The organism is Bradyrhizobium sp. USDA 327, from assembly GCF_041262065.1.
In the GTDB taxonomy this organism is placed as follows: Bacteria; Pseudomonadota; Alphaproteobacteria; order Rhizobiales; family Xanthobacteraceae; genus Bradyrhizobium; species Bradyrhizobium liaoningense.
Genome location: NZ_JBGCCW010000001.1, coordinates 1,628,656 through 1,654,773 on the forward strand (window position 1 = coordinate 1,628,656; position 26,118 = coordinate 1,654,773).

Genomic DNA, 26,118 nt, shown 5'->3' on the forward strand with positions numbered 1-26,118 from the left:
CCGTCAGAACCCGTAGAGCCGCGCCGGATTGTCGACCAGGATCTTCTTGCGCACGTCCGCATCCGGCGCCCACACCGGAAGCTGGTTGAGCAGGCGGCCGTCGTCGATCTGATAGAAGGGAGCGATGTCGGTGGGCTTGCGTCCCTCGACGCGGCTGGAATCCGGATGCGGCCAGTCGGTGCCCCAGACGATGCGGTCCGCATTGGCCGCGATCAGCGCGCGGGCATAGGGCACCATGTCCTGATAGTCGGGCGCGAGCTTCGAAGAGCGATAGGCGCCGGAGATCTTCACATAGGCCTTGCCGGATTTGACGAGGGCGATCAGGTCGGCAAATCCCGGCTGCTCCAGCCCAAATGAGGCCTCGAGCCCACCGAAATGGTCGAACACGGCGGGCACGGGCGATGCCAGCACGAGATCCTTGATCGCCGAGATCATCGCCGGCGTCGTGTAGAGCTGCACATGCCAGCCGCGCGCCTTCATGCGCTCGACGGCTGTGGTGAAGCGGGCGCGGCCGACATTGGGGTCGTTGATGCCCCCCGTTGCCAGATTGATGCGGATGCCGCGGAAGCCTTCCGCCTGCATCGTATCGAGCTCTGCTTCCGTGGTCTTGTCGTCGATCACGGCGACCCCGCGCGCGGTCGCGCCACGCGCCTTCATGCCGAACAAGGTGGAGGAATTGTCGGTGCCGTAGACGCTCGGCGTCACGATCACCACACGCTCGACATGCAGCGCCTTGTGCAGCGCGGCCATTTCTTCGGGGCTCGCAGGCTCCGGCGTATAGACGCGCCCCGCGAAGAACGGAAATCTCTGGGGGTCGCCATGAATGTGCGTGTGGCAGTCGCAGGCATGCGCCGGGATGTCGAAATTGATCGGCGTTGCGGGTTGCGCCGCACGGGCGCGGGCTTTGCTGGTCATGGCTACTCCGGCGGCAAGGGAGGCAAGCAGGACGCTGCGTCGGTCGAGCATGGCTTCTCTCCCTGTTTTTGTTATTGGCAGAAGTGCCGGGACACTATCACATCAGCCGGACAGCCACTCCGCTTCGTTGCATAGCTGCTCGACAAGGTCCGCAGGCGGACGTGAGCCGTCAACGCGCACGACCGGGCAGGGCAGGCCCGCGAGCCACGCTTCATGCTTGGCGAGACTGCGACCTTCGCGATCACCGGCTTCGTAATGGGAGGCCCATTCGACGAAGTCTTCGGTCTCGTCATGGCGCCAGCCGCCCGGCGCGACCGCATCGGCACCGAAATGGGCGGCCTCGCGGGCGCGCAATCGCGCCATCCGGGTTTCGCGCGGCGCCGTCACGAAGACGACGAGATCGAAATACGGAACGAGCTCCTCGCCCCAGCCTGTGACGGATCCGCTCAGCACCCAGTCGAGCCGCGGCAGAAACATCTCGCGCATCAGGCGAAGCCGCTCGGCGGCGGGGCGTGTCGTCTGGTAGGGCGGCACGGTCGGAAGCCAGAAATAGTCATCGCTGTCGTGATGCGGCAACGCAAGCCGGCCCGCGACCGCGCGACCAAGCGTCGTCACCCCGGAGCCCGAAGCTCCCATCAGATGGATGCGGCGGCTTTTCATCGGCACCGACCCAAGAGATTTGAGCCTATTGCCCCGACGGCGTGCGCAGGCCGTGCCAGGCGTCGCGGACCTGATGGTAATGAACCTCGGGCAGATAGTCCGGCGTGTTCAGGTTCAGCGTCTTGACGTCGAGATGGCCGATGGCGCTAAGCAGCGTGTAGGAGGCGATCACGCGGTCGCGTTGCGCGCCGATGAGGCGGGCCTTGGCCTGGATCAAATCGGCTTGCGAGTTCAGGACGTCCACGGTCGTGCGCTGTCCGCCGGACGCCTCACGCTGCACGCCCTGGAGCGCGACGGTCGCCGCCTTCACCTCGGACTCCGAGGCCGAGACCGTGACCTTTGCTCCTTCATTCGCAACCCATGCGCTGACCACCGCCGTGCGCGCCTGGTTGCGCACCTGGTCGAGCACGAGCCGGCTCTGTGCCGTGATCTCCTTGGCCTGCCGCGTCTGTGCCGCAGCCTGACCGCCGTCGTAGATCGGAGCGGTGACGTTGGCGACGATCGAGGCCTGGTCTTCGGCTAAGGTGCCTAGCGTCGGGTCGTTGTTGCGGCTCTTGCTTGCGCTACCCTGGATGCTGGCGCTCGGCAGCAGCGTGCCTTCGGCGATACGGATGTTGGTGGAGGCGACATCGACGTCGAAGCTTGCGGCCATCACCGCCGGATGCTGTCGGATCGCCATCGTCACGGCGTCTTCGCGGCTCTTCGGCAAATAGCGGTCGACGGCCTCGGCGGGCCGAAGCTGCGACGGCGCATTGCCGATCACCTGCGCATAGGTCGCCTGGCTGACGGCGAGCGCGACCTCGGCCGCGTTGAGATCGGCAAGGCCGCGGTTGAGACGGGCCTCGGCCTGCGCGGTGTCGGTCGGCGTGACATCGCCGGCGTTGAGGCGGCGCTGGGTGACCGACAGTGTTTCGCGCAGGAAGGCGACGTTGGAGCGCTGTGCCTCGACCAGCGACTGGTTGGCGAGCACGTTGGTGTAGGCGGTGACCGCATCGAGCAGGACGCCCTGGCCGACATTGCGCAGCGCCTCACGGCCCGACTGCACCTGGAGTTCGGCGGCCCGCACGCTGTTGGCGGTGCGGAAACCGTTGAACAGGGTCTGCGTCACGGTGACGCCGATGATCCAGGGTTTCAGGTTGGCCGTCTGGATGGTGTTGTCGGGCAACAGATTGCGCACCGATTGCAGGCCGGCGCTGAGGCTGGCCACGATCTGCGGCCGGTAACCGGCGAGCGCCTGCGGCACGTTCTCGTCGGTCGCGCGCTGGCGCGCGCGCTCGGCATTGAGCTGCGGGTTGGTCTGGTAGGCCTTGGCCAGCGCTTCCGGCAGAGCTTCGGCCCAGGCGGCGGAGGGCAGGGCGCACGAGAGCGCCAGCGTGGTCCATGTCGCAAACGCGGGACCCACGCCCGATCGATGTCGCGTCACCCCGCGACCAGCTCTGGCGATACGCCCAATCATATGTTCCCGCGAAATTCCCGGCTGTCCGCCCCCGCCGACGGCGGTCTCTTAACTGTTAAACCAGCCGAGGTCCCGCAGGCAAACTGCCGCGGGGAAAACCCCCATGAAATCCGTGCTTGTTGCAGCTCCGTCACAGGGTTCCGCGGGAATGCGGCAGGGCCTTACGCCAGCCTGACCGCCTTACCGGTTCTTGTTCACCGGCTTGCGTTTCTCGATGAACGCAGCCATGCCCTCGGAGCGGTCCTCGAGCGCGAAGGTCGAGTGGAACAGGTTGCGCTCGACGCTCATGCCCTCGGCGAGCGTGGTCTCGAAGGCGCGGTTCACCGCTTCCTTGGCCATCGCTGCCGCAGGGCGTGACATCGCGGCGATCTTCTCGGCTGCCGCCATCACTTCGTCCATCAGCTTGTCAGCGGGTACGATGCGGCTGACGAGGCCCGAGCGCTCGGCTTCCGCCGCATCCATCATCCGGCCGGTGAGGCAGAGGTCCATTGCCTTGGACTTGCCGATCGCACGCGTCAGGCGCTGGGTACCGCCGATGCCGGGAATGGTGCCGAGCGTGATCTCGGGCTGGCCGAACTTTGCGGTGTCGGCGGCGATGATGAAATCGCACATCATGGCGAGCTCGCAGCCGCCGCCCAGCGCATAGCCGGCAACCGCCGCGATCGTCGGCTTGCGGCAACGCGCGACGCGGTCGCCGCCGATCGCGGCGAAATCCTCCGAGAACATGTCGATGAAGCCTTTGGGCTGCATCTCCTTGATGTCGGCGCCGGCGGCAAAGGCCTTCTCGTTGCCGGTCACGACGATGCAGCCGATGGCGTCATCGGCCTCGAGATCGTCGACCGCCGCGGCGATCTCGCGGAAGACGCCGAAAGAGAGCGCGTTGAGCATCTTCGGCCGGTTCAGCTTGACGATGCCGACCGCGCCTTTGCTTTCGACGATGATGTGTTCGAACGTGCTCATGCTCCACCCACGCTTTTGATCGGGTGGGCAATGTGCCCGCTGGCGCGATGGGCTTCAAGGGGGCTACGGGCCGCCGGAACGCGACGAGGGGCGCGTTCCGGACGAGGTCCGTCAGGCCGGTGCTCGGGCCGGGAAGCGGCCGGCAATCACGCCATGAACATCCGCGCGGCGGATGCCAGCGTCAGCAGCGTGCCGACGCCGATGAAGATCTTGCCGATCAGGGAGCTCTGGTCCCAGGCCGAGCTCTGGTGGCTGCTTGCCATCACCGGCGCAGGCCGCGGCTGCGCCTCGGTTGCGGCAATCACCGCCTTCTGCCCCGGCGCCTCCTGTTGCAGGGCGCGATCGATGTCGTTGAGCTGATCGGGCGCCACGACCTGGCTTTCGGCTGGCGCGACGTTGGTATTATCGGCCGCAGCCTGGACATTGTCGTTGGCGCGGTTCGTCATCGCGGAGGCGGCAGCCGCAGTCGGCGTATCAGTGGCGAGCTGCGCGTTGGCGTTGGCGACCTCGGGCGGCATCTGGCTCGACACCGGCGCCTCACTGCCTGTCTTGTTGTCGTTCTTGTTGCCGTTCCTGGCCTCGTCCGCCCGTGCCGTGGCGCCCTTCTTGTCGGCCTTGTCGTCGGATTTCTGCGTCGTCTTGCTGCTGCTGGTGCGGCGCGAGTCTTGACGCCGGTGCTTGGCCGTGTCGGCCTGCTGGTCCGCGCTGTCCGCTTTATTGCTTGCGGCCGAATTCGGCGCCGCCTGTGCAATGCCTCCGGACAGCAAGAAAAGCCCGGCCAAGACAGTCAGGGCCGCGCGTGCGCTGGCTTTCATCATGTTGACGATCTCCCCAATTCCGCCCGTCCCGGCAGCGAACAGAGACCCCGGGGCGTGACGACAGCGGGGCAGAAAATGGGAATCTTCGGGCTGGACCCGGCAAAAACGGGGCAAACTGCGTTGCAATGTTGCCGCCGGATGCGGTACGGGCCGATCGGTGTTATGAGCCGTCAGGGATCTCTGTGGCCGCATTGATCGCGTCGTTCGGCCGTGCATCACGAATTCGTGATGTTATGGGTGTCCGCGTAACAAATTGAATGAGCGGCCGAATTGCATGGTGAGGGGCGCGGGTGCGCGGACGTGAGGACGAATGGACCGGCCTGATGCGGTCGGCCATGGCTGGCGATGACGCGGCCTATCATCGCCTGTTGAAGGCAATCACGCCGGTGCTGCGGGCTTCCGCGAGGCGCGGGTTGGCGCGGGCAGGGCAGCCTCCCGACCAGGCCGAGGATATCGTGCAGGAGATTCTGTTGGCGGTGCATCTGAAGCGGCACACCTGGGACAGCGAAGCCCCCTTCGCGCCCTGGCTGTTTGCGATCGGCCGCAACAAGCTGATCGACGCGCTCCGCCGGCGCGGCAAGCGCGTGTTCGTCAACATCGACGATTTCGTCGAGACGCTGCCGGGCGAGATGCCGCAGGAGACCGCATCGGCCGGTGAGGTCGCCGCCCAACTGGGCACGCTGCCGCAGCGTCAGCGCGACGTGCTGCAATCGATCGCGGTCGAGGCCGCCTCGATCAAGGATACGGCGGCAAAGTTGTCGATGAGCGAGGGTGCGGTGCGGGTCGCGCTGCATCGCGGACTTGCTGCGCTGACGGCCAAACTGCGGGACCATTAGTCATGGACACCGATCAACTCATTCGCTCGCTCGCAGCCGACAACGCGCACCGCGCTCCACGCGTCGGCGCCGTGCTGACCATGGCGCTGCTGGTGGCCGCGCCCTTTTCGATCCTGTTTTTTGCGACCTTCCTCGGCGTGCGCGCCGACGTGATGAGCGCCATGCACAACCCGTTCTTCGACATGAAGTTCGCGGTGACGCTGTCGCTCGCAATCCCCGCGATCATCATCAGCCTGCATTTGTCGCGTCCCGAAGCCCTGCTGCGCGGCTGGGCCTGGCTGCTGCTGCTGCCGGTCGGGCTGTTGGCGGTTGCGATCGGCAGCGAGGCGATGATGGCCCCGGCCATGCCGATGACGATGCGCTTGATGGGCAAGAACTCCAGGATGTGCCTGGTCGCAATCCCTGCGATGTCGCTGCCGCTGCTTGCGGGGGCGCTGTTCGGCCTGCGGCACGGCGCGCCGTCAAGCCCCGCGCTCGCCGGAGCGCTCGCCGGGCTGGTGTCGGCCGGCCTCGCCGCGACCCTCTATGCCTCGCACTGCACCGACGACTCGCCCCTGTTCGTCGCGACCTGGTACACGCTCGCGACCGCGGTGGTGACCGCGATCGGCGCGCTGGTGGGATCGAGGGTCCTGCGCTATTAAAGAATGACCCGGAAAAGCGTGCAGCGGTTTTCCGAAAAGATCGTGCTCAATCAACCAAAAGCGCGATGACGATTCATCCCGATCTCATCGCTCTCTAGCGCCGGCTTCACGCCGCCGGCGTCGCGCCCAGCTGCATGCGGTGGAAGCGCAGCACCTGCTGCGCAGTCGATGGGCGAAGCGCCTCATAGCTGTCGCGCAGCGTCAGAATGTCGGTCTGCGACCCGCCGGACAGCTTCTCGCGCATGGCGATGATGGCGCGCACGCTCGACCATTGCATGCCAGCGACCTTGGCGAGGATCATCACGCCTTCGGTACGGCTCTCGATCATCATGGTCTCGGCGGTCTCGACCGCGACGCCCGCGAGTGCAGCCAGCCCCGCATTGGTCTCGTCGAACTTGCCCTGCTCGGCGAAGGTGGTGACCTGGAACTCGTTGAGGCGGCCGTCGTCGTGCAGCGATTTCACCAGCGCGCGGGCCATCTCTGTCTGCTTCGTCATGGCGGCGGCGCGAACCCGTTGGGCCGCTTGCTGGACTACGCTCGACACTTCGTCCGCAAGCTCGGGATGTGCGGCCGCAAGCTTCCTGCGCACGCTCAAGGATGCCTTGGCGACCAGCCTCAAATAGTGATGGCGCGGCAGGTCGGACCGCAGGCCGATGCAGTTGGCGAGGTCGTCGTCGCGCTTGGCGCGGATGACGAGCTCGGCGAGACTTTCCTCGGAAAGCCGCGCGCCCGGATTGCTGACGGTCGACTGCACCACGTCCTCGTTGCCCCGCATCACCAGCACGTCGGTCAGCGCTTCCGACAGCATCCGCCGCAGCGAGATCGCCTTGAGATGCGCCTGGCCCCTGGTGCGCGCGATCTCGATCAGCGTCGCCTCGTCCAGCCGTTCCGATTTCGACAGCACCGGGCCGGAGACCTCGATGACCTCGTCGAGCGCGAGCGTGCGGATGATTTTCGGCGGCGCGGCCGCGATCGGCGCGAGGCGTTCGGCGAGCAGCGCCCTGGCCGACGTCTCGATCTGCCCGATCAGGCATTGGAACACGTCGTCGAACACGCGGATGTGGTCGTCGGAATAGTCCACTGCGTTGCCCACGAAGAGATCGGTGACGCGGCGCAGCGTCTCGACCCGGCGCGCAACGGTGCCGTGCGTGAGGGCAGCCTGCAATTCCTCGAGCAGGTTTTCGGATGGTCTTGCGGATTTGGATCTCATTGCCCTGTCCTGGAGCGTTCGGCCCGGCAACGGCTTCTGCCGCACCGGGAGAAAATGGATTGGTCAGCTCGTCACAATAGAGTTGCGCCCTTGCGCCTTGGCGGAATAGAGCGCGCGGTCGGCGCGCGCGAGAAATGTGTCGGCAGTATCAATGTCGCGCAGCGTCGCGACGCCCGCGGAAATGGTCACCCGCATGCCCGGAGAGAACGCGCTCCAGTCGAGATCGGCAACGATGCCGCGCAACCGCTCAAGCGTGCGCTGCGCGGCGTCGCCCGGCATGCCCGGCAGCAGCAGCAGGAATTCCTCGCCGCCGTATCGGCCGAAACTGTCGGCCGGGCGGATGTTGGCGAAAATGGTGATCGCGAAGGTGCGCAGCACCTCGTCGCCGACGGGATGGCCGTGGGCGTCGTTGATGCGCTTGAACCAGTCGAGATCGATCAGCGCGATCGCGCAAGGCGTGGATGCCTGCCGCGACTTTTCGATTTCGGCGTCGAGAAGCCGCATGATGCAGCGGCGGTTGTAGGCGCCGGTGAGTTCGTCGAGCTCGGCGAGTTCCTCGATACGCTGATAGGCAGCCTTCAGTTCGATGCTGCGCCGGTACAGGATCTTGCGCAGGGTGGCGCCGAACAGGCCGAGGAAGGCGCACTGGCCGATCACCAGCACGAAGCAGAGCATCGAGGCGGTTCGCTGCAGCCGGGTCGTGACCGGCAGTCCGATCGGCAGGTCCGATCCCAGGAAAACCGTAGCGAGCCCGCAGGTGGCGAGGCCCCAGGTGAGCATTGCCTGGCTCGACGTCATACGTAGCGTGCCGAAGGCGAAGATCAGGAACAACACGGCCAGGAACGCGACCCCGACGGTCGGCACCGCGAGCAGGAACACCAGTTGCAGCGCCATGTGCGCCGAGATCTGATAGACGGTGAGGTAATGATCCTCGAACCGGTCGCCGAAACCGGCTTCGGACAGCACCGTGAACGTACCGATGATGAGGAGGCCGCCGAGCCAGAACAGCGACGGAACGCCCATCGAGATCGTGCCGTCATGGGCGTAGAGCAGCAGGACCGAGGCGCCAAGCGAGTAGCTCGCGACCTGGCCCATATACATCTGGCGGCGCTGCCGGGCCCGGCGCGCCCTGACTTCGGGGGCGGCCGTCTCGGGCGCGAGGACGAGGTCCGCGACCTCTGCGGCATTCCTCTCGGGAAAGGACGTCGCGGCCGTGCTCATGGTCCCGCCAATGGTGGATGTCAGCGCAAAAATCTACGTGGCAAGCCTTTAGGTTTGGTATCCTTTGGAGCCGAATCCGAACCCTGCAGCACGGAACAAGATGATCAGCCATCGTGCGATCTTACTGGCGATCATGCATCGTGTGCGGTGCGGTCGAGCCAAAGCAGGGCTTGGTGCGACAAACCTGATGCAGGGGCTGCTATGGAACCGGACCCGGCCGGCGACTATGCCGGACAGGGGGCTTCTGCAGGGAAAGTATTATGTTACCGATCTGGATTGACGCCGCTGACCGCCACGGACGGGACGAAAAAAATGCGCTTATGTGGGGTAGCTCACACCGGCCCCCGCATGATTGCGGTAATTTGAACAATTTTGCACCCCCCGTCGAACCGCGCGCCGCATCGACCCGACCAACTTTGCGAGACGGCCATTGAGCGCGACACAGGCGGCTTCCGACGAGGTCCTGATCGCCAGGATCGCCCAAGGTGACCGGCTCGCCATGCAGGTGCTGTACGGGCGGCACCATGTCAGGGTTTACAGGTTCGGACTGCGGCTCGTGCGGGACGAGCAGGCGGCGGAAGACCTCATCAGCGAGGTGTTTCTCGACGTCTGGCGTCAAGCCGGCAAGTTCGAGGGCCGATCAGCAGTTTCGACCTGGCTGCTGGCAATCACCCGATTCAAGGCCCTGTCTGCGCTCCGGCGCAGGAAGGATTTCGAGTTGGACGAAGAAGCCGCCAACGCGATCGAGGATACGTCCGACGATCCGGAAACGGTGGTGCAGAAGAAGGACACCAGTGAGGCGTTGCGGGAGTGTCTGACGGGCCTTTCGCCGGAGCACCGGGAAATCGTCGATCTCGTCTACTACCACGAGAAGTCCGTGGAAGAGGTGGCCGGAATCGTAGGAATTCCCGAGAACACTGTGAAGACGCGCTTGTTCTATGCGCGCAAGAAATTGGCCGAACTGCTGAAGGCAGCCGGCGTTGAGCGAGGCTGGCCATGATGGCATTGAGCAAGAAGATGCTGGAGCAAGAGCCCAGTGAAATTGAACTGCTGCTGCCGTGGCACGCCGCCGGCACGCTGAGCGCGCGCGATGCGCGCCGCGTCGAGGAAGCGCTGGCGCGGGATCCCGAGCTTGCCAGGCAGTATGCCGCGGTCCGCGGCGAGTACGAAGAGACCATCCATCTGAACGAGAGCCTGGGTGCTCCGTCGGCGCGCGCAATGCAGAAGCTGTTCGCCGCGATCGACGCTGAGCCGGCGCGGGCGAGCGGCTCGCCGCCGCTGTCGGCGCGTATCTCGACGTTCTTCGCGAGCCTGTCGCCCCGTACGCTGGCGTGGTCGGCGGGCCTCGGCGCCGTCGCACTCGTGCTGCAAGCCGGAATCATCGGCGCCGTGCTGATGAAGAACCAGCCGGCGACCTTCCAGACGGCTTCGGTCTCGACCAGCGCACCGATCACGCGCGAACTTGGCAGCACGGCAGCGCCGGCGCGCGCGCTGGTGCGCTTCACGCCCGAGGCACGCGTCGCCGACATCACCGCGCTGCTCGACAGCTACCAGGCTTCGATCATCGGCGACGCCAAGGGCGGCATGTTCCGCCTCCAGTTCGACAAGGCGATGAGCCAGGACGAGCTCGCCTCGCTGCTCGGCAGGATGCAGCGCGAGAAGTTCGTCAACCTCGCCGTCGCGGTGCCCTAGGCGCGCCGCTGAGCCGATGACGGGCAAGTCCGAGAGCTGGATGCGTGCCGGGGCCTGCGCTTCATCCATCGGAGCCGCCCTTCTGGTCGCCTCTTGTCTCGGCGTCGAGGTTGCGCAGGCGCAGGCGATCATGCGTACGCCTACGATCAGCGTTCCCTCGCGCACCCCGACGATCTCCCCGAGCATTGCCCCGCGGGTCAACCCGACCCTATCCGCCAGGGCGGTGTCGGTCGACCGCGGCCCGCGTCCGATCACGACCGCCCGGATTCCTTCGGCGCGGATCGGATTGACGCCGGTGCTGCCCTATGCGCGGTACTCCCCCAACCTCTATCCGGCCTGCACCGCGCCCTATCGGGCTGCCGACGGGGAATGCCTGGCGCAGGCGAACGCGGGCGGCGAGGGCAGTGGAAAATCGGGCAACAAGAAGAGCGCCCGCAAGGGGCGCGGCAACAACACGCCGGTCGCGGTGAACCAGCGCAGCTTCGGAGGCGAATTCGTCGCCGAGATCGACGGCAGTCTGTCGGTGACGGAGGCCGACGAGCTTGCGCGTCGCCACGGCCTCGCGCGCGTCGCATCCGAGAATTTTCCGCTGATCGGGGCGACGTTCGGCCTGTTCCGCATCACCGACGGTCGGCCCGTTGAGACGGTACGGCGCGAGTTCGCGGCCGACGGCGGCGTGCGCTCGGTCCAGCCGAACTTCCGCTACGTGCTCCAGGACCAGAAATCGTCCGTACCGGTCGAGGGCGATCCCGCGCAATATGCGCTGGCAAAACTCCGCCTGCCGCAGGCGCATGCGCTGGCGCACGGAGCCAACGTGACAATTGCCGTGATCGACTCCGGCATCGACGCCAAGCATCCCGAACTCGCCAATTCCGTCGCCGATCATTTCGACGCGCTCGGCAGTGCCGAGGGGCCGCACGTCCACGGCACCGGCATCGCCGGTGCCATCGTGGCGCATGCCCGCCTGATGGGCAGCGCGCCCGAGGCGCGCATCATCGCCATCCGGGCCTTCGGCGGCGCCAACGGTGGCGCCGAGAGCTCGTCCTACATCATCCTGCGGTCGCTGAATTATGCCGCCGAGCACGGCGCGCAGATCGTCAATATGAGCTTTGCCGGCCCGAAGGACGCGATCATCGAGCGCGCGATCGCGGCGACGGCCGCACGCGGCCTCGTGCTGATCGCGGCCGCCGGCAATGCCGGCGCGAAATCGCCGCCGCTCTATCCGGCTGCCAATCCCAATGTGATCGCGGTCAGCGCGACGGATCAGCAGGACAGGCTGTTCACCGCCTCCAACCGCGGCAACTACATCGCGGTCGCAGCCCCCGGCGTCGACATCTTCCTGCCGGCACCCGCCGGCAAATACCAGATGACGTCGGGAACCTCGTTCTCGGCCGCCCATGTCTCCGGCGTCGCGGCGCTGCTCCTCGAGCGCAACCACGCCTTGAAGCCGGAGGCGCTGCGCATGACGCTGGCGAAGACCGCGCGCGATCTCGGCTCCCCCGGACGCGACGACCTTTTCGGCGACGGTCAGGCCGACGCCTTTGCCGCGGTGATGGCGGTGCCCGCCGACAGCGCGACGCCCGTTGCGGCTGCGTCCGGTACAACAAAACGTGAAGATGCCGAGAAGCGTCGCGGCGAGCCCGGCACCCGTGCGGTCGAGCAACCGTCGTTGTCGGGCTCGGACGAAAAGTCCGCGGTTTCTCAGGCAGATAGACCGGCGGCGCGATAGCGGCTGCGACAAGGATGCGCGCGGGCCGAAGCTCAAAAAAGCGAACCCTCGCATTGAACGTTCAGCCAGCTGCCACGACCAACTGATGTGGGAGCGGTCATCCCTCCCCATCAGTCATATCAGGCGCGAGCGCCCATCCACCCCAAGCGCCCATATGGCTCGACCCGTCCGGTTGTCCCCCCGGACGGGTCTTTTCTTTTCAGAGCGTTTTTGAGCGAAGTGGACGCCGGTTCGCGTGAAGAAAACGCGTCAAAACAGGAATCCAGAGCTTCGGTTCTGATTCCATCAGAACCGAAGCTTTGGGCATCCGATCTTTTGAAGCTCCGCGTTCGTTCAGCTTGCGGTTGAGGATCGCCGGGGCGTCCGTTGCCGTCGCTCACGCAACGCGCCGCAACTCCGTTATGCTTGTGCGAAGCTTGACTCGAAAACGCAGCAAATTTCCGGAGGACTACGGTATTTGATGACGAATGCCGTGTCGCTGCTGGACAAGTCAAATCTTTTCCACAAAATATTCATGTCGCGTCTAAATTGATTCGTGTGCGTTGCGTCCCCGCGTCCGTATTTTTTCCAGACGGGCTGGTTCATGACACATCGCCAAGAGTTCGTTCGCGACGCGGCTGCTGGTCGCGCCATCGCGGCGCGCTGGTGCGCTCTCGCCGAACAGCGCCTGCAACATCTCTCCGAGATGTTCGAGACCGGCCGCTGGCGCCGGTATCATTCCGAGATCGAATTCCTTGAAAACATTCAGGAAGCCAAGCGTGCGGTCCAGACCTGGCGCGCGCTCGCAACCGGCGGGGACGTCGCCGAGGCGGCTGCAAGCGTGACGCCCGCATTCGGTTGGTCGCCGGCGACGATGCCCCGCATGGCACCGCGCGAGCAGCAGGCGCAGACCGTCCAGCCCAAGGCCGTTCACATCGCGCCTGAGACCGCTGTGGCGGTCAGGCTCGATCAGAAGCCGGACGTGCTCGCGGAGATCACCGAGGCGCCGATCGCGGCGGTGTTGCCATCTGTCGCGATGGCGCCGCCCACTGCACCTGTCGCCGTGGCTTCGTTTACCGCTCCCGCCGAGATGCCGCCGCTCAAGGCTCCCGCCGCGAGGGCGCCGCTAAGCGCACCTGCCGTGAGACGGCAGGTCCCCACGCCGACCGCCATGGCAACGCTTCTGCCGCAGTTCGCTCCGCCCGCCACCGAAATCGTCGCAGCCCCCGAGCGCGTCGTCGAATTCACCTTCAGCCTCGACGGCCTGGAAGCGAAGTACCCCCTGCTGCGGAACGCGTTCTAACGTCGCACCGCATTGCCGCCGACCACCACCTGCGCGAAGCGTTGCGCCCCTTCGGCCGACAGATCCGACGTCACGGGGCGGGCGTGGTCGAGGCCGACCACGGCGCCGCGCGGGGTCTCGGAGATCATGTTGTTGTTGACGAGCGCGGTGCCGGCCCCCGGCATCACCGACACCCCGACGCCGGCCAGCGCCTTGCGGATCACGTTGCCTGTGATCGCGACGTCGCGCAGATATCTACCCCAGCCGGCCACGATGCCGTAGGACGGCGCGTTCTCGATCACGTTGCCGGTGACCGATGTGTCAGCCTCGATGTAGATGCCGACGCCGGCATCGTCGTCCGGCGAGGTGCCGATCGGCCGCTTCGGGATCAGGTTGCGGATGATGTTGCCCTGGACCACGGCGATGCGGCCGCCTTCGTTGAAATTGCAGACGGAGACGCCGACGGCGGCGCCGTCGACCGTGTTGTTGGCGATCACGGCCGCCTCGAACGCGAACTCGGAGTAGAGCGCGACCTCGCGCACGTCACTGACGCTGTTGCCGCTGATGTGAATGTTCGAGGCCGAGTTGCCGCGCACAGCCGAGTAGTCGCAGTTCCTGATGCGGTTGCCGCGCACGATCACGTTGCCGGCGCGAAACGCGTTGATGGCATTCCCGTACTGGCCCGAGCCGCCGGGTCCGGCCTTGATGTCCTCGATACGGTTGTCAGCAACCAGCGTACCGTCATCGCCGATCGCGGTGCGCAGGATCTCGATGCCATTGTCGTTGGTGCCGATGATGGTGTTGCGGGAAACGCTGAGGCCCCTGGCGTCGAACGAGACCACCGCGGTCACCGCGATGTTGGTGAAGATGTTGCCGGAGATGTCGCCCGCGACCTGCTCGAGCCAGATGCCGCTGCCGCCGGATCCGGTAACCGCGCAATCGGCGACGCGAATGTCCCGACCGCCGAGAACATGGATCAGACCCCGCCGGGTTGGCAGCGGAATGTTGCCGCCATCAAAGGTGATGCCGGTGAGGCCGATCGCATCGGAGCCGTCGCTCTGGACCATCGAGGTCCCGCCCGTGAAGACCAGCTTGGTCGCACCGCGCACGCCGATCAGTTGCGCGCCGTTCGGCAGCCGCAACAGCCCGGTCCGGTAGACGCCCGGCGGCAGCGCCAGCGGCATTTGCGCGCGCGCAGCCTCGTCGATCGCACGCTGCAGCGCGCGTGTCTGATCCTCGCTGCTGCCTGGCCGCACGCCATATTGCGTGGCGTCGCGCCCGAGCAGGGACGTCAGCGGCGCCGCGCGCGCAGCGTCGGCCGGCATGGCGAGCGCGCCGGCGATGCCCGCGGTCGAAGCTCCGATGAGATAGCGGCGATTGAGGTCCATGACGCGTCCTCCGGCGGACGCGGGGGTGTCCGCGGAGACTAGGTAGCGCAGGGCGGCGAAGGCGGTGAGGATTGTTCGCGGTAGGGTTAAATGTTTACCGCAAAGACGGTGCCGTAGGGTGGGCAAAGCGAAGCGTGCCTTTGCCCACCCTACGAGACCGAGGTGTTCCGCGCCTTCCTTGCTAACGCTACCATCTCGATCAGCATGGCCTCGCCCGCATCGACGAGTTCCTCCAGCGCGATCCGGGCTGACCCCTTGCGCCGCACGGCGCCGCCGCGCGCAAGCAGCGGAATGTGGATGAAGGCCGCAAGCTTCGGCCCGCCGGCCTTCACGTTCTCGATCGCGCGCCAGCTCAGGTAATTGCAGAGATAGGCGCCGGCATCGCGCGAGGGGCGCGCGTCGATGCCGGTGAGGCGCGCGGCGCGCAGCAGCCTTGCGGTGTGCGGGCCGAACGTCATCGCATCTGCATGGCCGGCGATGCCGCGCTTGCTCGAGCGGGTGTTGGCGGCATCCGGCCACAGCATGGTCACGGCATTGCGCGCGCGGGTCTCGATCCTCAAATAGGGCGTGCGCGCCGCGAGGCCGAACATCAAGAGTGCATCCGGCTTCGCCGTCGCGAGCACTTCAGGCAATTGCCGGTCGACGGCAGCATAGGTGACCGGGAAGATGTGGCTCGACAGCTCGACATCGTCGAGCGCCGGCCGGCGCAGCTGCGTCAGCCGCGCGACCAGCGGCTGAGTCGGATTGTAGGGCGCGCCGGGAAATGGCCCGAAGCCGGTGAGGAGAATGCGGGGCCCCGTCATTGCAGCAACTCCAGAATGCGCTCGGCGGCGAGCGCCGGCGTGAGATGGCCCTCGGCGACTTCGGCCTCGATCTTCCGGACCTTCGTCCGCACCGACGCTTCGCTCCGCAACCTCGCCAGCATGCGCTGCTCCAGCATCGACCACATCCATTTCACCTGCTGGTCGCGCCGCCGCGCGGCGAAATCGCCGGACGCGTTCATCGCCTTGCGATGGTCGAGGACCTTCTGCCAGAGCTCGGCGATGCCGGTGCCGGCCAACGCCGAATAGGTGACAACGGGCGGATGCCAATGCTCGGACCTCGGCGCCAGGATGTGCAGCGCGCCGCGATAGTCGGCGGCGGTGATGTTCGCGCGCTTGAGATTGTCACCGTCGGCCTTGTTGATGGCGATCATGTCGGCGAGCTCGACCAGGCCCTTCTTGATGCCCTGCAGCTCGTCGCCGCCGCCCGGCAGCATCAGGGCCAGGAAGAAATCCGTCATGTCGCACACCGCGGTCTCGGACTGGCCGATGCCGACGGTCTCGACCAGCACGACGTCGAAGCCGGCCGCCTCGCACAGCAGCATCGCCTCGCGCGTCTTGGCCGCGACGCCGCCGAGCGTGCCCGAGGACGGCGAGGGGCGGATGAAGGCATCGCTCGAGGCCGACAGCCGCGCCATCCGCGTCTTGTCGCCGAGGATCGAGCCACCGCTGCGTGCCGAGGATGGATCGACCGCGAGCACCGCGACCTTGTGGCCCTGCTCGATCAGATACGTCCCGAGCGCATCGATGGTGGTGGATTTGCCGACGCCGGGCGAGCCGGTGATGCCGACGCGAAACGCCTTGCCGGTGTCGGGCAGCAGCATCTGTACCAGCTCGCGCGCCAGCGCCTGATGATCGCCGCGCCGGCTCTCCACCAGCGTGATGGCGCGGGCGAGCGCCGCGCGGCTGCCCGCGCGCAAGTCGCGGGCGAGGGATTTGATGTCCAGCGGGGCCTTCTTCTCAGTCATGCCCTGCTTTACAACGCCGCGGCAGGGCAGGCGAGGGCCGCCCGCGGCATATCACCGGGATGTTGCTGCCGCCGTCTGCGCCGGTTTCAGCTTCCGCCACACCCACACCATCACCGGCCAGAGCAGCGCGCCGATCGCCATCGCGGCCAGGATGGCGGCGACCGGCCGCTCGAAGAACGGCAGGATGCTTCCGTCGGACTTGATCAGTGATGTGACGAAGGCCTGCTCGACCATGGTGCCCATCACGATGCCGAGCACCATGGCCGCGACGGGATAACCGTTCGCCTCCATGACGTAGCCGATCACGCCGAAGGCGGCGACCGTGACGACGCCGAACATGTTGTTGCCGATCGCGAACGAGCCGACCGCGCAGCACAGCATGATGACCGGCATGATGGCCGAGCGCGGCGCGAGCAGGATGTAGGCCGCGACCCGGATCATGGCGATGCCGAGCGGGATCATCATGATGTTCGCGATGATGAACATCAGATAGATCGCGTACATGCTCGACGCCTTCTCGGTGAACAGCGTGGGGCCGGGATTGAGTCCCTTCATGTAGAGCACGCCGATCGCGATCGCGGCGATGGTGTCGCCGGGGATGCCGAATAGCAGCGAGGGCACCCAGCCGGAGGCGATGCTGGCGTTGTTGCTGGCGCCGGCCTCGACCAGCCCCTCGACATGGCCGGTGCCGAACTTTTCCGGCTCCTTGGAGAAGCGCTTCGACATCGCGTAGGAGACCCAGGCGGCCATGTCGGCGCCCGCGCCGGGCAGTACGCCGATGATGATGCCGACGATGTTCCCGCGCGTCATCTGCCAGTGATACAGCTTCGTCAGCTTCCACTGGCCGGCCATGATGCTTCCGAACTTGCGCCGCGGCAGCGGCGGCGGCTCCGGCGTCAGCATCGCGCGCATCACCTGCGCCACCGCGAACACGCCGACCAGCGCCGGGATCGGCTCGATGCCGCCGAACAGATCGGTGAGGCCGAAGGTGAAGCGCGGGACGCCGCCGGGATTCTCGATGCCGATGCAGGCGACGAGCAGGCCGATGAACATGCCGGCGATCGCCTTTACCGGAGAAGAGCGTGCGACCAAGGTGGCGCACATCAGGCCGAGCAGCGCCAGCCAGAAATATTCGAAGGTCGAGAACGACAGCGCGATCTCGGCCAGCGGCGGCGCCAGGATCATCAGCGACAGCACGCCGGCGATGCCGCCGACCGCCGAGAACCAGACGCCGGCCCCGAGCGCGAGCTCGGCCTGGCCCTTGCGCGTCATCGCGTAGGCCTCGTCCGCATAGGCGGCGGAAGCGGGCGTGCCGGGAATGCGCAGCAGCGCGCCCGGAATGTCGCCGGAGAAGATCGCCATCGAGGAGGCCGCGACGATGGTCGCAATTGCCGCGATCGGCGAGAGATAGAAGGTGACGGGGACGAGCAGGGCGGTTGCCATCGTCGCCGACAGGCCCGGCAGCGAGCCGATCACGAGCCCGTACACGGACGCTGCGAACATCGCGATGATGACCTCCCAGGTGGAGATCAGCGCGAACGCATCGATCAGGGTTTTCAGCATGGGATTACCAGGGCGCCGGCAACAGGCCGGCGGGCAGCGGCACGCGGAGCAGCTTGCCGAAGATGAGGTGGATGGCGAAGGGCGAGAGGGCCGCGAGCGGCAGGGCCAGCTTCCACCTGGCCCCGAGCGCGGTCGAGGTGACGTAGACCATGATCGCCGCGGTGATGATGAAACCGAGCCGGTCGGCCGCGACGACGTAGAACAGCAGCAACGCCGGCGGCAGCAGCGCGCGCAGGCCGTAGAGCTTGCCCTGCGGCGGCGGGGCAGCGGCCTGGCCGTCCTCCATCGGGACCAACGCTTCCTCCTCCTCGAAGGAATGCCCGATGCCGAACACGATCGCGAGCCCGCATAGTGCGAGGCCGCAGCCGATCACCAGCGGAAACACGTTGGGGCCAACCGGCTGGCCCGGCACCGGCGGTAGGATCCAGCCGCCATAGGCAGCTGCTGCGCCGAGCACGACGAGAAACGATCCCGTCACGGAGTCGGGAAGACGCATGGGTGGGGTCCTGTGGAGTTTCTTCTTCCCATCCCCGTTCTTACGGAGAGAGGGTTCGGGTGAGGGGACTTTCCGCGCGCATGGTGAGAGTTGGATTCGCGGAGAATCCCTCACCCGAATTCGAGCGGAGCTCGAATTCGACCTCTCCCCGCATCCGCCTTCGTTGAAGCTTCGGCGGAAGAGCGCGGGGAGGGGTGAAACATCACGCCTTGCTCAGGCCCGCCGCCTTCATGGCTTCGCCCATCTGGGCGTCGCCCTTGTCCATGAAGCTGGCGAAGTGAGCGGCATCGCCCCACACCGTGCCGAAGCCGCGATTGCTCATGAAGTCCTTGTACTCGGCGGAATCGTAAACCTTCTTCAATGCCGCGGTGAGCTTCGTTGCGATCTCCGGCGGAAGATTCTTTGGCCCGGCAATGCCGCGCCAGGCGCCCGTCGCGTAGTCGATGCCCATCGCCTCCTTCAGCGTCGGCACGTCCTTGAAGATCGGGTTGCGGGCCGGCGCCATGATGGCGAGGCTCCTGGCCTTGCCCGCCTCGATGATGGCGCGCGCCTCGGGCACCGAGCAGGTGGTGAGGTCGAGGCCGCCGGCGGCGAGATCCTGCATTGCCGGCGCCGCACCGTTCGAGGGCACCCACGCGACCTGATTGGCAGGCAGGCCCATGGCCTGCATCCAGCCGACCAGGGCCAGATGCCAGATGCCGCCCTGGCCGGTGCCGGAGGCCTTGAACTTGCCGGGAGGCGCCGCCTTGATCGCATCGGCGAGTTCCTTGACCGTCTTGTAGGGCGAGGAGGACGAGACCTGGATGCCCGGAGGGTCCTCGTTCATCAGCGCCAGCGGGGTGTAGCTCTTCGGCGTCAGCTCGGTCAGGCCCTGCCAGTGCATCATCGAGATTTCGACGGTGAGCATGCCGATGGTGTAACCATCGGGCTGGGCGGTCGCGATCGCGCTATGGCCCACCACGCCGGAACCGCCGGTGCGGTTGACCACATTGAAGGGCTGGCCGAGGTCCTTTTCCAGCAGCGCCGCGACAATGCGCGCCGTCGCGTCGGTGCCACCGCCAGCGCCCCAGGGCACGATCACGGTGACCGGCCGGGCCGGATAGGCTTGTGCGAGCGCGGGCTTGAAGCCGAAGGCGGCGGATGCTGCGACTGCGGCGGTTGAGGCCGCAAAGGTGCGGCGCGTAATCTTGGACATGAATCCTCCCAGCGGCACCCGTGACGTCGGGCGCTCTTGTCAATGGCGGCATTCTAGTCGGCTTTGCAGAGCCGCCGCAAGATAGCGCTACCAACGAGATTGTCGCGTTGTGCGCGAAAGTTGGACGGCCATCGGATGGGCAGTCGGAAACCGGGTGGGTTTTGCCCGCGTGAGCAGCCAACCTCAGCGCGTAACGGAAACCGAAGGAAAGCCACCGATGACCCGAGCCTATTACAGCGCCGTGCTGGACCACCCGCTGGACGAAGTCTGGTCGCTGATCCGCGATTTCAACAACTACCCCGCCTATATCGACGGGGTGAACGAGAGCGTGATCGAAGACGACAAGCGCGGCGATGAAGTCGGCGCCATCAGGCGTTTCTGCTATCTCGGAAACTGGATCCGTCAGCGCCTGGTCGATCACTCGGACCGGCAGCACACCTTGACCTATGCCGGTCTCGAAGCGCTGCCATATCCGCAAGATGACGGCGGCCGGAGTCCGGCGCCGGCGCGCTACCAAGGCACCATGCATCTGCGTCCGGTCATCGCGGGCGATCGCACCCTCATCGAATGGTCGGTTGCCCTCGAGACGGAGCCTGCGGATGCCGATCGCTGGCAGGCCCTGTTTGCCTCCTGGATTCCCGATTGGACGGATTCACTGGCGCGAACACTGGCTCGGGCCCGTCCGCGATCCAGTTAGCGATCGCTCACGGCCCGTCCGCGTCGCCCTTCGGCCGCGCGCCGCCGAAGATGCGGGTGCCTTCCGCGGTCAGGTAGGGTTTCAGCGTTTCCCAGGGCACGAAAGCAACATATTCGCCTTCGGCGTAGGGGCCGACAGCATAGGGCGGGTAGTGGAAAGTCAGGCCGGAGCTTTTGCCAGCTTCGGTCGAGGGCGCGAGCGTCACCGCGCCGATCCTGAGCAGGCTCGGCTTCAACTCCTTGAACCACTCGTCAGTCGCGGTCTCGCTGGTGCCACGCTTTGTCTTCTCGGCCTTGAGTGAGGCGATCACGGCCTTCACCATCGCCTTCATGGTCGCCCCGTTGTCGGCGGTCTCGGTGAAGAACGGGCGGATCGAGATGCGCTTGTTGTCGGTCTTGTCCCACAGGATCGTGTTCACGTCCGAATTGGGATGGGCGCCGCGGGTGTTCATGTAGTCGTTGCGGAGGATGCTGACGTAGCGGTCGGCGACCACGGAGCGTATCTCATATTTGCGCTCGAAGTCCCAGCCACCGTCCTTGAAGAATTGCGGATCCTGCTTGCGTGAGGCCGCGGCCTCGGCCGCATTCTTGTCGAGCCATTTTTTGCCCTCGGTCAGGCAATCCGCTGCCAGCGCCGCGTCCGCCTTGATCCCGTCGTCGAGGAAAACACGCGCTTCGATGCTCTTGGTCTTGACGACGGCATCGGGCTTGGGGTCGGCGGCGTGGGCGATGCCGAACAGCGCGCTGCAAACTGCGGCCACAGCCAGCGCGCGCATGAACGTTGGCACGAGAAGCATTGCGCAAAGATCCTTCTTGCCGGAAGATCGACGGCTACTCCGCCGCCTCGCTATGGCCGAGCCGGGCATTCAGCTTGCGGATCAACTCTTCAGCAGCGTCCGCGATGACCGTGCCCGGCGGAAAGATCGCCTCCGCACCGGCGGCATAGAGCGCGTCGTAGTCCTGCGGCGGCACCACGCCGCCGACGATGATCATGATGTCGTCGCGGCCCTGCTTCTTCAGCGCGGCCTTCAATTCCGGCACGGCGGTGAGGTGGGCGGCGGCGAGCGAGGAGACGCCGAGAATGTGGACGTCGTTCTCGACCGCCTGCCGCGCAGCTTCGTCGGCGGTGGCAAACAGCGGCCCGATGTCGACGTCGAAGCCGATATCGGCAAAGGCAGACGCAATCACCTTCTGGCCGCGATCGTGGCCGTCCTGGCCGATCTTGGCGACCAGGATGCGCGGGCGACGGCCTTCCGCCTCCTCGAACGCGTCGATCAGCGCCTGAACCTTCTCGACCTGGTTACCCATGCTGGACGCCTCCCGCTTGTAGACGCCGGTAATGGACTTGATCTCGGCGCGGTGCCGGCCGAACACCTTCTCCATCGCGTCCGAAATCTCGCCGACGGTCGCCTTCGCCCGTGCCGCGTCGATGGCGAGCGCGAGCAGATTGCCGTTGCCTTCGCCAGCCGAGCGCGTCAGCGCGGCAAGCGCGGCATCGACGTCCTTCTGGTTGCGCTCGGCTTTCAGCCGCTTGAGCTTGTCGATCTGAAGCCGGCGGACATTGGTGTTGTCGACCTTCAGGATCTCGATTCTGTCCTCGTCGGTCGGCTTGTACTTGTTGACGCCGATCACCGCCTGCTTGCCGGCATCGATCCGCGCCTGGGTCTTGGCCGAAGCTTCCTCGATGCGCAGCTTCGGCAAGCCGGCCTCGATCGCCTTCGCCATGCCGCCGAGTTCCTCGACCTCCTGAATGTGGCTCCACGCCTTCGCCGCGAGGTCGCGCGTGAGCCGCTCGACGTAGTACGAGCCGCCCCAGGGATCGATGATGCGGGTGGTGCCGCTCTCCTGCTGCAGGAAGAGCTGGGTGTTGCGGGCGATCCGCGCCGAGAAATCCGTCGGCAAGGCGAGCGCCTCGTCGAGCGCGTTGGTGTGCAGCGACTGGGTGTGGCCCTGCGTCGCGGCCATTGCCTCGACCGTGGTGCGCATCACGTTGTTGAAGACGTCCTGCGCGGTCAGCGACCAGCCCGAGGTCTGGCTGTGCGTGCGCAGCGACAGCGAGCGCGGGTCCTTCGGGTTGAACGGTTTCAGCAGCTTCGCCCAGAGCAGGCGCGCGGCGCGCATCTTGGCGACTTCCATGAAGAAGTTCATGCCGATCGCCCAGAAGAACGACAGGCGCGGAGCGAAACGATCGACGTCGAGCCCTGCGGCAAGGCCGGCGCGCAGATATTCGACGCCGTCGGCGAGCGTGTAGGCGAGCTCGAGGTCCTGCGTCGCACCGGCCTCCTGCATATGATAGCCGGAGATCGAGATCGAATTGTATTTCGGCATCTTTTGCGAGGTGTAGGCGAAGATGTCCGAGATGATCCGCATCGAAGGGGCAGGCGGATAGATATAGGTGTTGCGCACCATGAACTCTTTCAGAATGTCGTTCTGAATGGTGCCCGACAGCTTCTCCGGGGGCACGCCCTGTTCCTCGGCGGCCGCGACGTAGAGCGCGAGGATCGGCAGCACCGCGCCGTTCATGGTCATGGACACGCTCATCTGGTCGAGCGGAATCCCTGCGAACAGCGTGCGCATGTCGTAGATGGAGTCGATGGCCACACCGGCCATGCCGACGTCGCCGCCGACGCGCGGATGATCAGAATCGTAACCGCGATGGGTGGCAAGATCGAAGGCGACCGAGAGGCCCTTCTGTCCCGCCGCGAGGTTACGCCGATAGAACGCGTTGGAATCCTCCGCCGTGGAGAAGCCGGCATATTGCCTGACGGTCCAGGGCTGGTTGACATACATGGTCGGGTAGGGGCCGCGCAGGAACGGCGCGATGCCCGGATAGGTCTCGAGGAAATCGAGCCCGGTAAGATCAGCCTCGCCATAGGCGGGCTTCACCAGAATGCCCTCGGGTGTCAGCCACGGTTCGGCGCTGCCGACTGGCGCTGCGGCGGCGGCGCGCTCGAAGGCAACATCGGCGAAATTGGGAATGCGCGTCATTCCTTTGTTTCCTCAAACTGGCGATTTCGTTCGATTAATCGCTGCAGATTCTTCTTGTAGACGGGATCATTGAAACCCGTTTTCCGTGGCGCATTGAACGTGTGTTCCGCGCTCTGCGCCCCGTCAAGTGCGCGCGCCAAACGCCATGCGATTATATCCGGCAGCGACCAGAACAGAATTTCGACCAGGAACCGAAGCACGGGTCACCTTAGCATGGTTGTGATTGAAGACGGTCAATCATGATCCGGATGCTGATGGCTGACGATGGTCGCCATCTTCTCCGGTCCGTAATTCTGCTGCGTTGTCTGGCTCGGCAGGTTGGCGATGCCGACCACCCAGCCGAGGCGGGATTCAGTGCCGAACTGCCGCGTCGGGATCACCCGGTCGGGGCGGTCGAAGGTGCCGGTCATGATCTCGATGCGGTCGCCGTCGATGCGGCCGAAGCTCAGCGGCGTGCCGCAGGCGGCGCAAAAGCCGCGCTCGGCGATGGTGGAGGAACGGAAGAACGAGGGCTGTCCCTTGGTCCAGGCGAAGTCCGTCTTGTTGATGTCGGCAAAGGAGGCGAATGGCGCACCGGCTGCCTTCTGGCACATACGGCAGTGACAGATCGAGATCCTGGTCGGCGCCGTCATGACGGCAAAGCGCACCGCGCCGCATTGGCAGCCGCCGGTGAGAACGGGTTTGCTGGTGTCGGTCATGGCTGCTCCATCCGTCGATAGGCGTCTTGCAGTGTCGCAAGCGCATCGCCTCCGGCGAAGACAAAACCCGTGACGCCGGCGGCCCGCAGCGCCGCCTCGGCATCAGTCGGGCGGCCCGCCAGATAGATAAGTCTGCTGCCTGCCGTTTGCAGGGCCCGGGCAGCGGGTTCCGCCTGACCGGCATAGACCTTGTCGCTGGAGCAGAGGCACGCAAGCTCGGCGCCTGAGGCCTTGAACGCGGCTGCCAATTTGGCCGGATCGGCAAAGCCCTCGCTGTCCAGGGCCTCGATGCCGCCGGCTTCGAAGAAGCTCTTCGCGAAAGTGGCGCGCGCCGTGAAGTCGGCGGGCGTGCCGAGATTGGCCAGGAACACCTTTGGCCGCGCGCCACGTGCCTTCAACGCCGCGTCGGATTTGTCGCGCAGCGCCTCGAACGGTTCCGCCAGCCGGATCGGCGGCAGCGCATCGAACTTGTATTTCTGTTCCCCGTAAGGCGGAAGCGCGATCGGCGTTGTCGTCAGCACGGTCGCTTCGCGCTCATGCAGGTTCGGAAACTCGCTGGCGCCGGTCAGCACGTCGCGGCGCTTTGCGATGTTAGCCTCACGCGCCTTTCGCGCGGCCGCCACCTTGCTCTGGAACACGCCCTGCTGAAGCGCCGCGAAGGCACCACCGGCTGTCTCGCTTTCCTGGAACAGCGCCCATGCGGCGTCGCAAAGCTGCGCGGTCAGCGTCTCGATGCCGCCTGCGCCTGCCGCGGGATCGCTGACCCTGGCGAGGTTGCTTTCTTCCAGCAAGAGAAGCTGCGTGTTGCGCGCTACGCGCCGCGCGAACGGATCGGGCAGGCCGAGCGCCAGCGTATGCGGCAGCACTGTGATCGCATTCGCGCCAGCGAGCCCGGCGGCGAACGTCGCCATGGTCGCGCGCAGCATGTTCACGTAAGGGTCACGCTGCGTCAGCATGCGCCAGGCTGTATCGGCAGCGATGTACAGCGGTTTCGGCGTCAGCCCGCAGGCCTGCTCGATGCGTGCCCACAGCAGCCGCAGCGCGCGGAATTTGGCCATGGTCAGGAATTGGTCGGCATCTGCGGCAAGCCGCGCATAGACCATGCCCTGCGCCTGCTCGAGGGGAATGCCGGCGCCTTCGATCGCGCGCAGATAAGCGACGCCGCAGGCAAGCACGAAGGCAAGCTCCTGCACCTCCGAGCCACCGGCATCATGGATCACGCGCCCGTCGGCGGAGGCAAACGGTCCCTTGAAGCCGAGCGCGGCAAGGCCCTTGATGGCGCCGGCGACGGCAGGAACGATCTCGTCCCAGGTATAGGGGCTGTGGCCCCACACTGCGGCGGCCGCGAGCGGATCGAGGCCGAAGCGGATGTTGCAGGCTGCGGGATCGAGCCCCTTGCTCTTGACATATTCCGCGACATGGACCGCGGCCATCCGCGATTGCGGGCCGATCTGAAGCTCGAGGCCGATGCCGGCGTCGAGATGAATATCTTTCAAAACCTTTGCGACAGCATCCGCCGAAGGTTCCAGGCCGAAACCATGGGCGCCGCTGCCGCCGGCGAACACCAGCGCGAGCCCTGTCGCGCCGTTCTCGAGGTCGGTGAGGGCCTGGGCATTCGCGAGCGCCGCGTCGGGATGGTCGATCCGCTGCACGATCTGCCACGGCGCAGCCGGCGGGCGTCCCACCACGGCCGCAACGCCCTTGGCGCGCGGATAGAGCGGATCGATCCTGATGCCGTCATAGGTCTTGCCGACCAGCTTCTCGAACGGCGCGCCCTTGAGCACGCCGTCGACCAGCTTGCGCCAGTCCTCGACGGTCGCCTTGGGAAAATCCGCCGCCAGCGGCAGGTCGTCAGTCACGGAGGTCATGCGGCGAGGGGCTCCCAAACGTCTCGTTATTCGCAGGC

General features: G+C 66.0%; 25 protein-coding genes. 7 read left to right on the plus strand and 18 right to left on the minus strand.

Annotation, left to right across the window (positions count from 1 at the left end; genetic code table 11):
- Positions 1–3: 3 nt before the first annotated feature.
- The 5 genes from ABIA42_RS07325 to ABIA42_RS07345 all read right to left on the minus strand — a co-directional run bounded on the left by ABIA42_RS07325 (position 4) and on the right by ABIA42_RS07345 (position 4,809).
- Positions 4–966 (minus strand): amidohydrolase family protein, encoded by a 963-nt coding sequence (locus ABIA42_RS07325; protein WP_370114569.1) that lies wholly within the window; start codon positions 964–966, stop codon positions 4–6.
- A 51-nt stretch (positions 967–1,017) separates the two neighbouring features.
- On the minus strand, positions 1,018–1,575 hold the full coding sequence (locus ABIA42_RS07330) for a hypothetical protein (RefSeq protein WP_370114567.1): 558 nt from the start codon (positions 1,573–1,575) through the stop codon (positions 1,018–1,020).
- Between the two features lie 25 nt (positions 1,576–1,600).
- On the minus strand, positions 1,601–3,031 hold the full coding sequence (locus ABIA42_RS07335; protein WP_271528580.1) for a TolC family outer membrane protein: 1,431 nt from the start codon (positions 3,029–3,031) through the stop codon (positions 1,601–1,603).
- Positions 3,032–3,211: 180 nt separating this feature from the next.
- The gene (locus tag ABIA42_RS07340) at positions 3,212–3,991 is read right to left on the minus strand and encodes an enoyl-CoA hydratase (RefSeq protein ID WP_194388492.1); all 780 of its coding nucleotides are present in this window, start codon (positions 3,989–3,991) and stop codon (positions 3,212–3,214) included.
- A gap of 146 nt (positions 3,992–4,137) precedes the next feature.
- Positions 4,138–4,809, minus strand: a complete 672-nt coding sequence (locus ABIA42_RS07345) for a hypothetical protein (protein WP_271528578.1) — start codon at positions 4,807–4,809, stop codon at positions 4,138–4,140.
- A gap of 290 nt (positions 4,810–5,099) precedes the next feature.
- Here ABIA42_RS07345 and ABIA42_RS07350 point away from each other — a divergent pair, with 290 nt between their 5' ends.
- Complete coding sequence (locus ABIA42_RS07350) at positions 5,100–5,645, plus strand: sigma-70 family RNA polymerase sigma factor (protein WP_271528577.1); 546 nt, start codon at positions 5,100–5,102, stop codon at positions 5,643–5,645.
- Positions 5,646–5,647: 2 nt separating this feature from the next.
- Positions 5,648–6,286, plus strand: a complete 639-nt coding sequence (locus ABIA42_RS07355) for a DUF1109 domain-containing protein (RefSeq protein WP_271528576.1) — start codon at positions 5,648–5,650, stop codon at positions 6,284–6,286.
- A gap of 106 nt (positions 6,287–6,392) precedes the next feature.
- On the opposite strand, the gene ABIA42_RS07360 is transcribed toward ABIA42_RS07355, so the two are convergent.
- Together ABIA42_RS07360 and ABIA42_RS07365 are read right to left on the minus strand one after the other, a co-directional pair.
- Positions 6,393–7,496 carry a DUF2336 domain-containing protein gene (locus tag ABIA42_RS07360; RefSeq protein WP_370114564.1) on the minus strand — a complete coding sequence of 368 codons (1,104 nt, stop codon included), beginning with the start codon at positions 7,494–7,496 and terminating at the stop codon, positions 6,393–6,395.
- A 63-nt stretch (positions 7,497–7,559) separates the two neighbouring features.
- Positions 7,560–8,717 carry a GGDEF domain-containing protein gene (locus ABIA42_RS07365; protein ID WP_370114562.1) on the minus strand — a complete coding sequence of 386 codons (1,158 nt, stop codon included), beginning with the start codon at positions 8,715–8,717 and terminating at the stop codon, positions 7,560–7,562.
- A 430-nt stretch (positions 8,718–9,147) separates the two neighbouring features.
- Here ABIA42_RS07365 and ABIA42_RS07370 point away from each other — a divergent pair, with 430 nt between their 5' ends.
- The 4 genes from ABIA42_RS07370 to ABIA42_RS07385 all read left to right on the plus strand — a co-directional run bounded on the left by ABIA42_RS07370 (position 9,148) and on the right by ABIA42_RS07385 (position 13,420).
- On the plus strand, positions 9,148–9,717 hold the full coding sequence (locus ABIA42_RS07370) for a sigma-70 family RNA polymerase sigma factor (RefSeq protein ID WP_370114560.1): 570 nt from the start codon (positions 9,148–9,150) through the stop codon (positions 9,715–9,717).
- Positions 9,714–10,409, plus strand: coding sequence for a hypothetical protein (locus ABIA42_RS07375; RefSeq protein WP_271528572.1), 696 nt, complete (start codon positions 9,714–9,716; stop codon positions 10,407–10,409). The genes ABIA42_RS07370 and ABIA42_RS07375 overlap by 4 nt, the downstream gene beginning before the upstream one ends.
- A 16-nt stretch (positions 10,410–10,425) precedes the next feature.
- Positions 10,426–12,138: a S8 family serine peptidase gene (locus ABIA42_RS07380; RefSeq protein WP_370114558.1), complete on the plus strand. Its 1,713-nt coding sequence runs from the start codon at positions 10,426–10,428 to the stop codon at positions 12,136–12,138.
- A 583-nt stretch (positions 12,139–12,721) separates the two neighbouring features.
- A complete protein-coding gene (locus tag ABIA42_RS07385) occupies positions 12,722–13,420 on the plus strand; it encodes a TIGR03809 family protein (RefSeq protein WP_370114556.1) in 699 nt (232 codons plus the stop codon).
- On the opposite strand, the gene ABIA42_RS07390 is transcribed toward ABIA42_RS07385, so the two are convergent.
- The 6 genes from ABIA42_RS07390 to ABIA42_RS07415 form a co-directional block, all read right to left on the minus strand.
- On the minus strand, positions 13,417–14,787 hold the full coding sequence (locus ABIA42_RS07390) for a TIGR03808 family TAT-translocated repetitive protein (protein WP_370114554.1): 1,371 nt from the start codon (positions 14,785–14,787) through the stop codon (positions 13,417–13,419). The two genes, ABIA42_RS07385 and ABIA42_RS07390, sit on opposite strands and share 4 nt — an antisense overlap.
- A 149-nt stretch (positions 14,788–14,936) precedes the next feature.
- On the minus strand, positions 14,937–15,590 hold the full coding sequence (locus tag ABIA42_RS07395; protein WP_370114552.1) for a pyroglutamyl-peptidase I: 654 nt from the start codon (positions 15,588–15,590) through the stop codon (positions 14,937–14,939).
- Positions 15,587–16,576 (minus strand): methylmalonyl Co-A mutase-associated GTPase MeaB, encoded by a 990-nt coding sequence (gene meaB / locus ABIA42_RS07400; protein ID WP_271528567.1) that lies wholly within the window; start codon positions 16,574–16,576, stop codon positions 15,587–15,589. Before meaB ends, ABIA42_RS07395 begins: the two co-directional genes overlap by 4 nt.
- Positions 16,577–16,627: 51 nt before the next feature.
- Positions 16,628–18,139: a tripartite tricarboxylate transporter permease gene (locus ABIA42_RS07405; RefSeq protein ID WP_271528566.1), complete on the minus strand. Its 1,512-nt coding sequence runs from the start codon at positions 18,137–18,139 to the stop codon at positions 16,628–16,630.
- Between the two features lie 4 nt (positions 18,140–18,143).
- Positions 18,144–18,635 carry a tripartite tricarboxylate transporter TctB family protein gene (locus ABIA42_RS07410; protein ID WP_028176697.1) on the minus strand — a complete coding sequence of 164 codons (492 nt, stop codon included), beginning with the start codon at positions 18,633–18,635 and terminating at the stop codon, positions 18,144–18,146.
- A gap of 202 nt (positions 18,636–18,837) precedes the next feature.
- Positions 18,838–19,830 (minus strand): tripartite tricarboxylate transporter substrate binding protein, encoded by a 993-nt coding sequence (locus ABIA42_RS07415; protein ID WP_061878642.1) that lies wholly within the window; start codon positions 19,828–19,830, stop codon positions 18,838–18,840.
- A 154-nt stretch (positions 19,831–19,984) separates the two neighbouring features.
- Here ABIA42_RS07415 and ABIA42_RS07420 point away from each other — a divergent pair, with 154 nt between their 5' ends.
- A complete protein-coding gene (locus ABIA42_RS07420) occupies positions 19,985–20,527 on the plus strand; it encodes an SRPBCC family protein (RefSeq protein ID WP_370114549.1) in 543 nt (180 codons plus the stop codon).
- A 7-nt stretch (positions 20,528–20,534) separates the two neighbouring features.
- Here ABIA42_RS07420 and ABIA42_RS07425 read toward each other — a convergent pair whose 3' ends face one another.
- The 5 genes from ABIA42_RS07425 to ABIA42_RS07445 are packed head-to-tail and all read right to left on the minus strand — an operon-like array spanning position 20,535 to position 26,080.
- Entirely contained in the window at positions 20,535–21,323 is a 789-nt protein-coding gene (locus ABIA42_RS07425) for an RsiV family protein (RefSeq protein ID WP_370114547.1), read from the minus strand.
- Between the two features lie 34 nt (positions 21,324–21,357).
- Positions 21,358–23,514: a methylmalonyl-CoA mutase gene (gene scpA / locus ABIA42_RS07430; RefSeq protein WP_370114545.1), complete on the minus strand. Its 2,157-nt coding sequence runs from the start codon at positions 23,512–23,514 to the stop codon at positions 21,358–21,360.
- The gene (locus ABIA42_RS07435) at positions 23,511–23,714 is read right to left on the minus strand and encodes a hypothetical protein (RefSeq protein ID WP_194388476.1); all 204 of its coding nucleotides are present in this window, start codon (positions 23,712–23,714) and stop codon (positions 23,511–23,513) included. The genes scpA and ABIA42_RS07435 overlap by 4 nt, the downstream gene beginning before the upstream one ends.
- A gap of 33 nt (positions 23,715–23,747) precedes the next feature.
- The gene (locus ABIA42_RS07440; RefSeq protein ID WP_271528561.1) at positions 23,748–24,212 is read right to left on the minus strand and encodes a GFA family protein; all 465 of its coding nucleotides are present in this window, start codon (positions 24,210–24,212) and stop codon (positions 23,748–23,750) included.
- Entirely contained in the window at positions 24,209–26,080 is a 1,872-nt protein-coding gene (locus ABIA42_RS07445) for a methylmalonyl-CoA mutase family protein (RefSeq protein ID WP_370114542.1), read from the minus strand. The genes ABIA42_RS07440 and ABIA42_RS07445 overlap by 4 nt, the downstream gene beginning before the upstream one ends.
- Positions 26,081–26,118 lie beyond the last annotated feature (38 nt).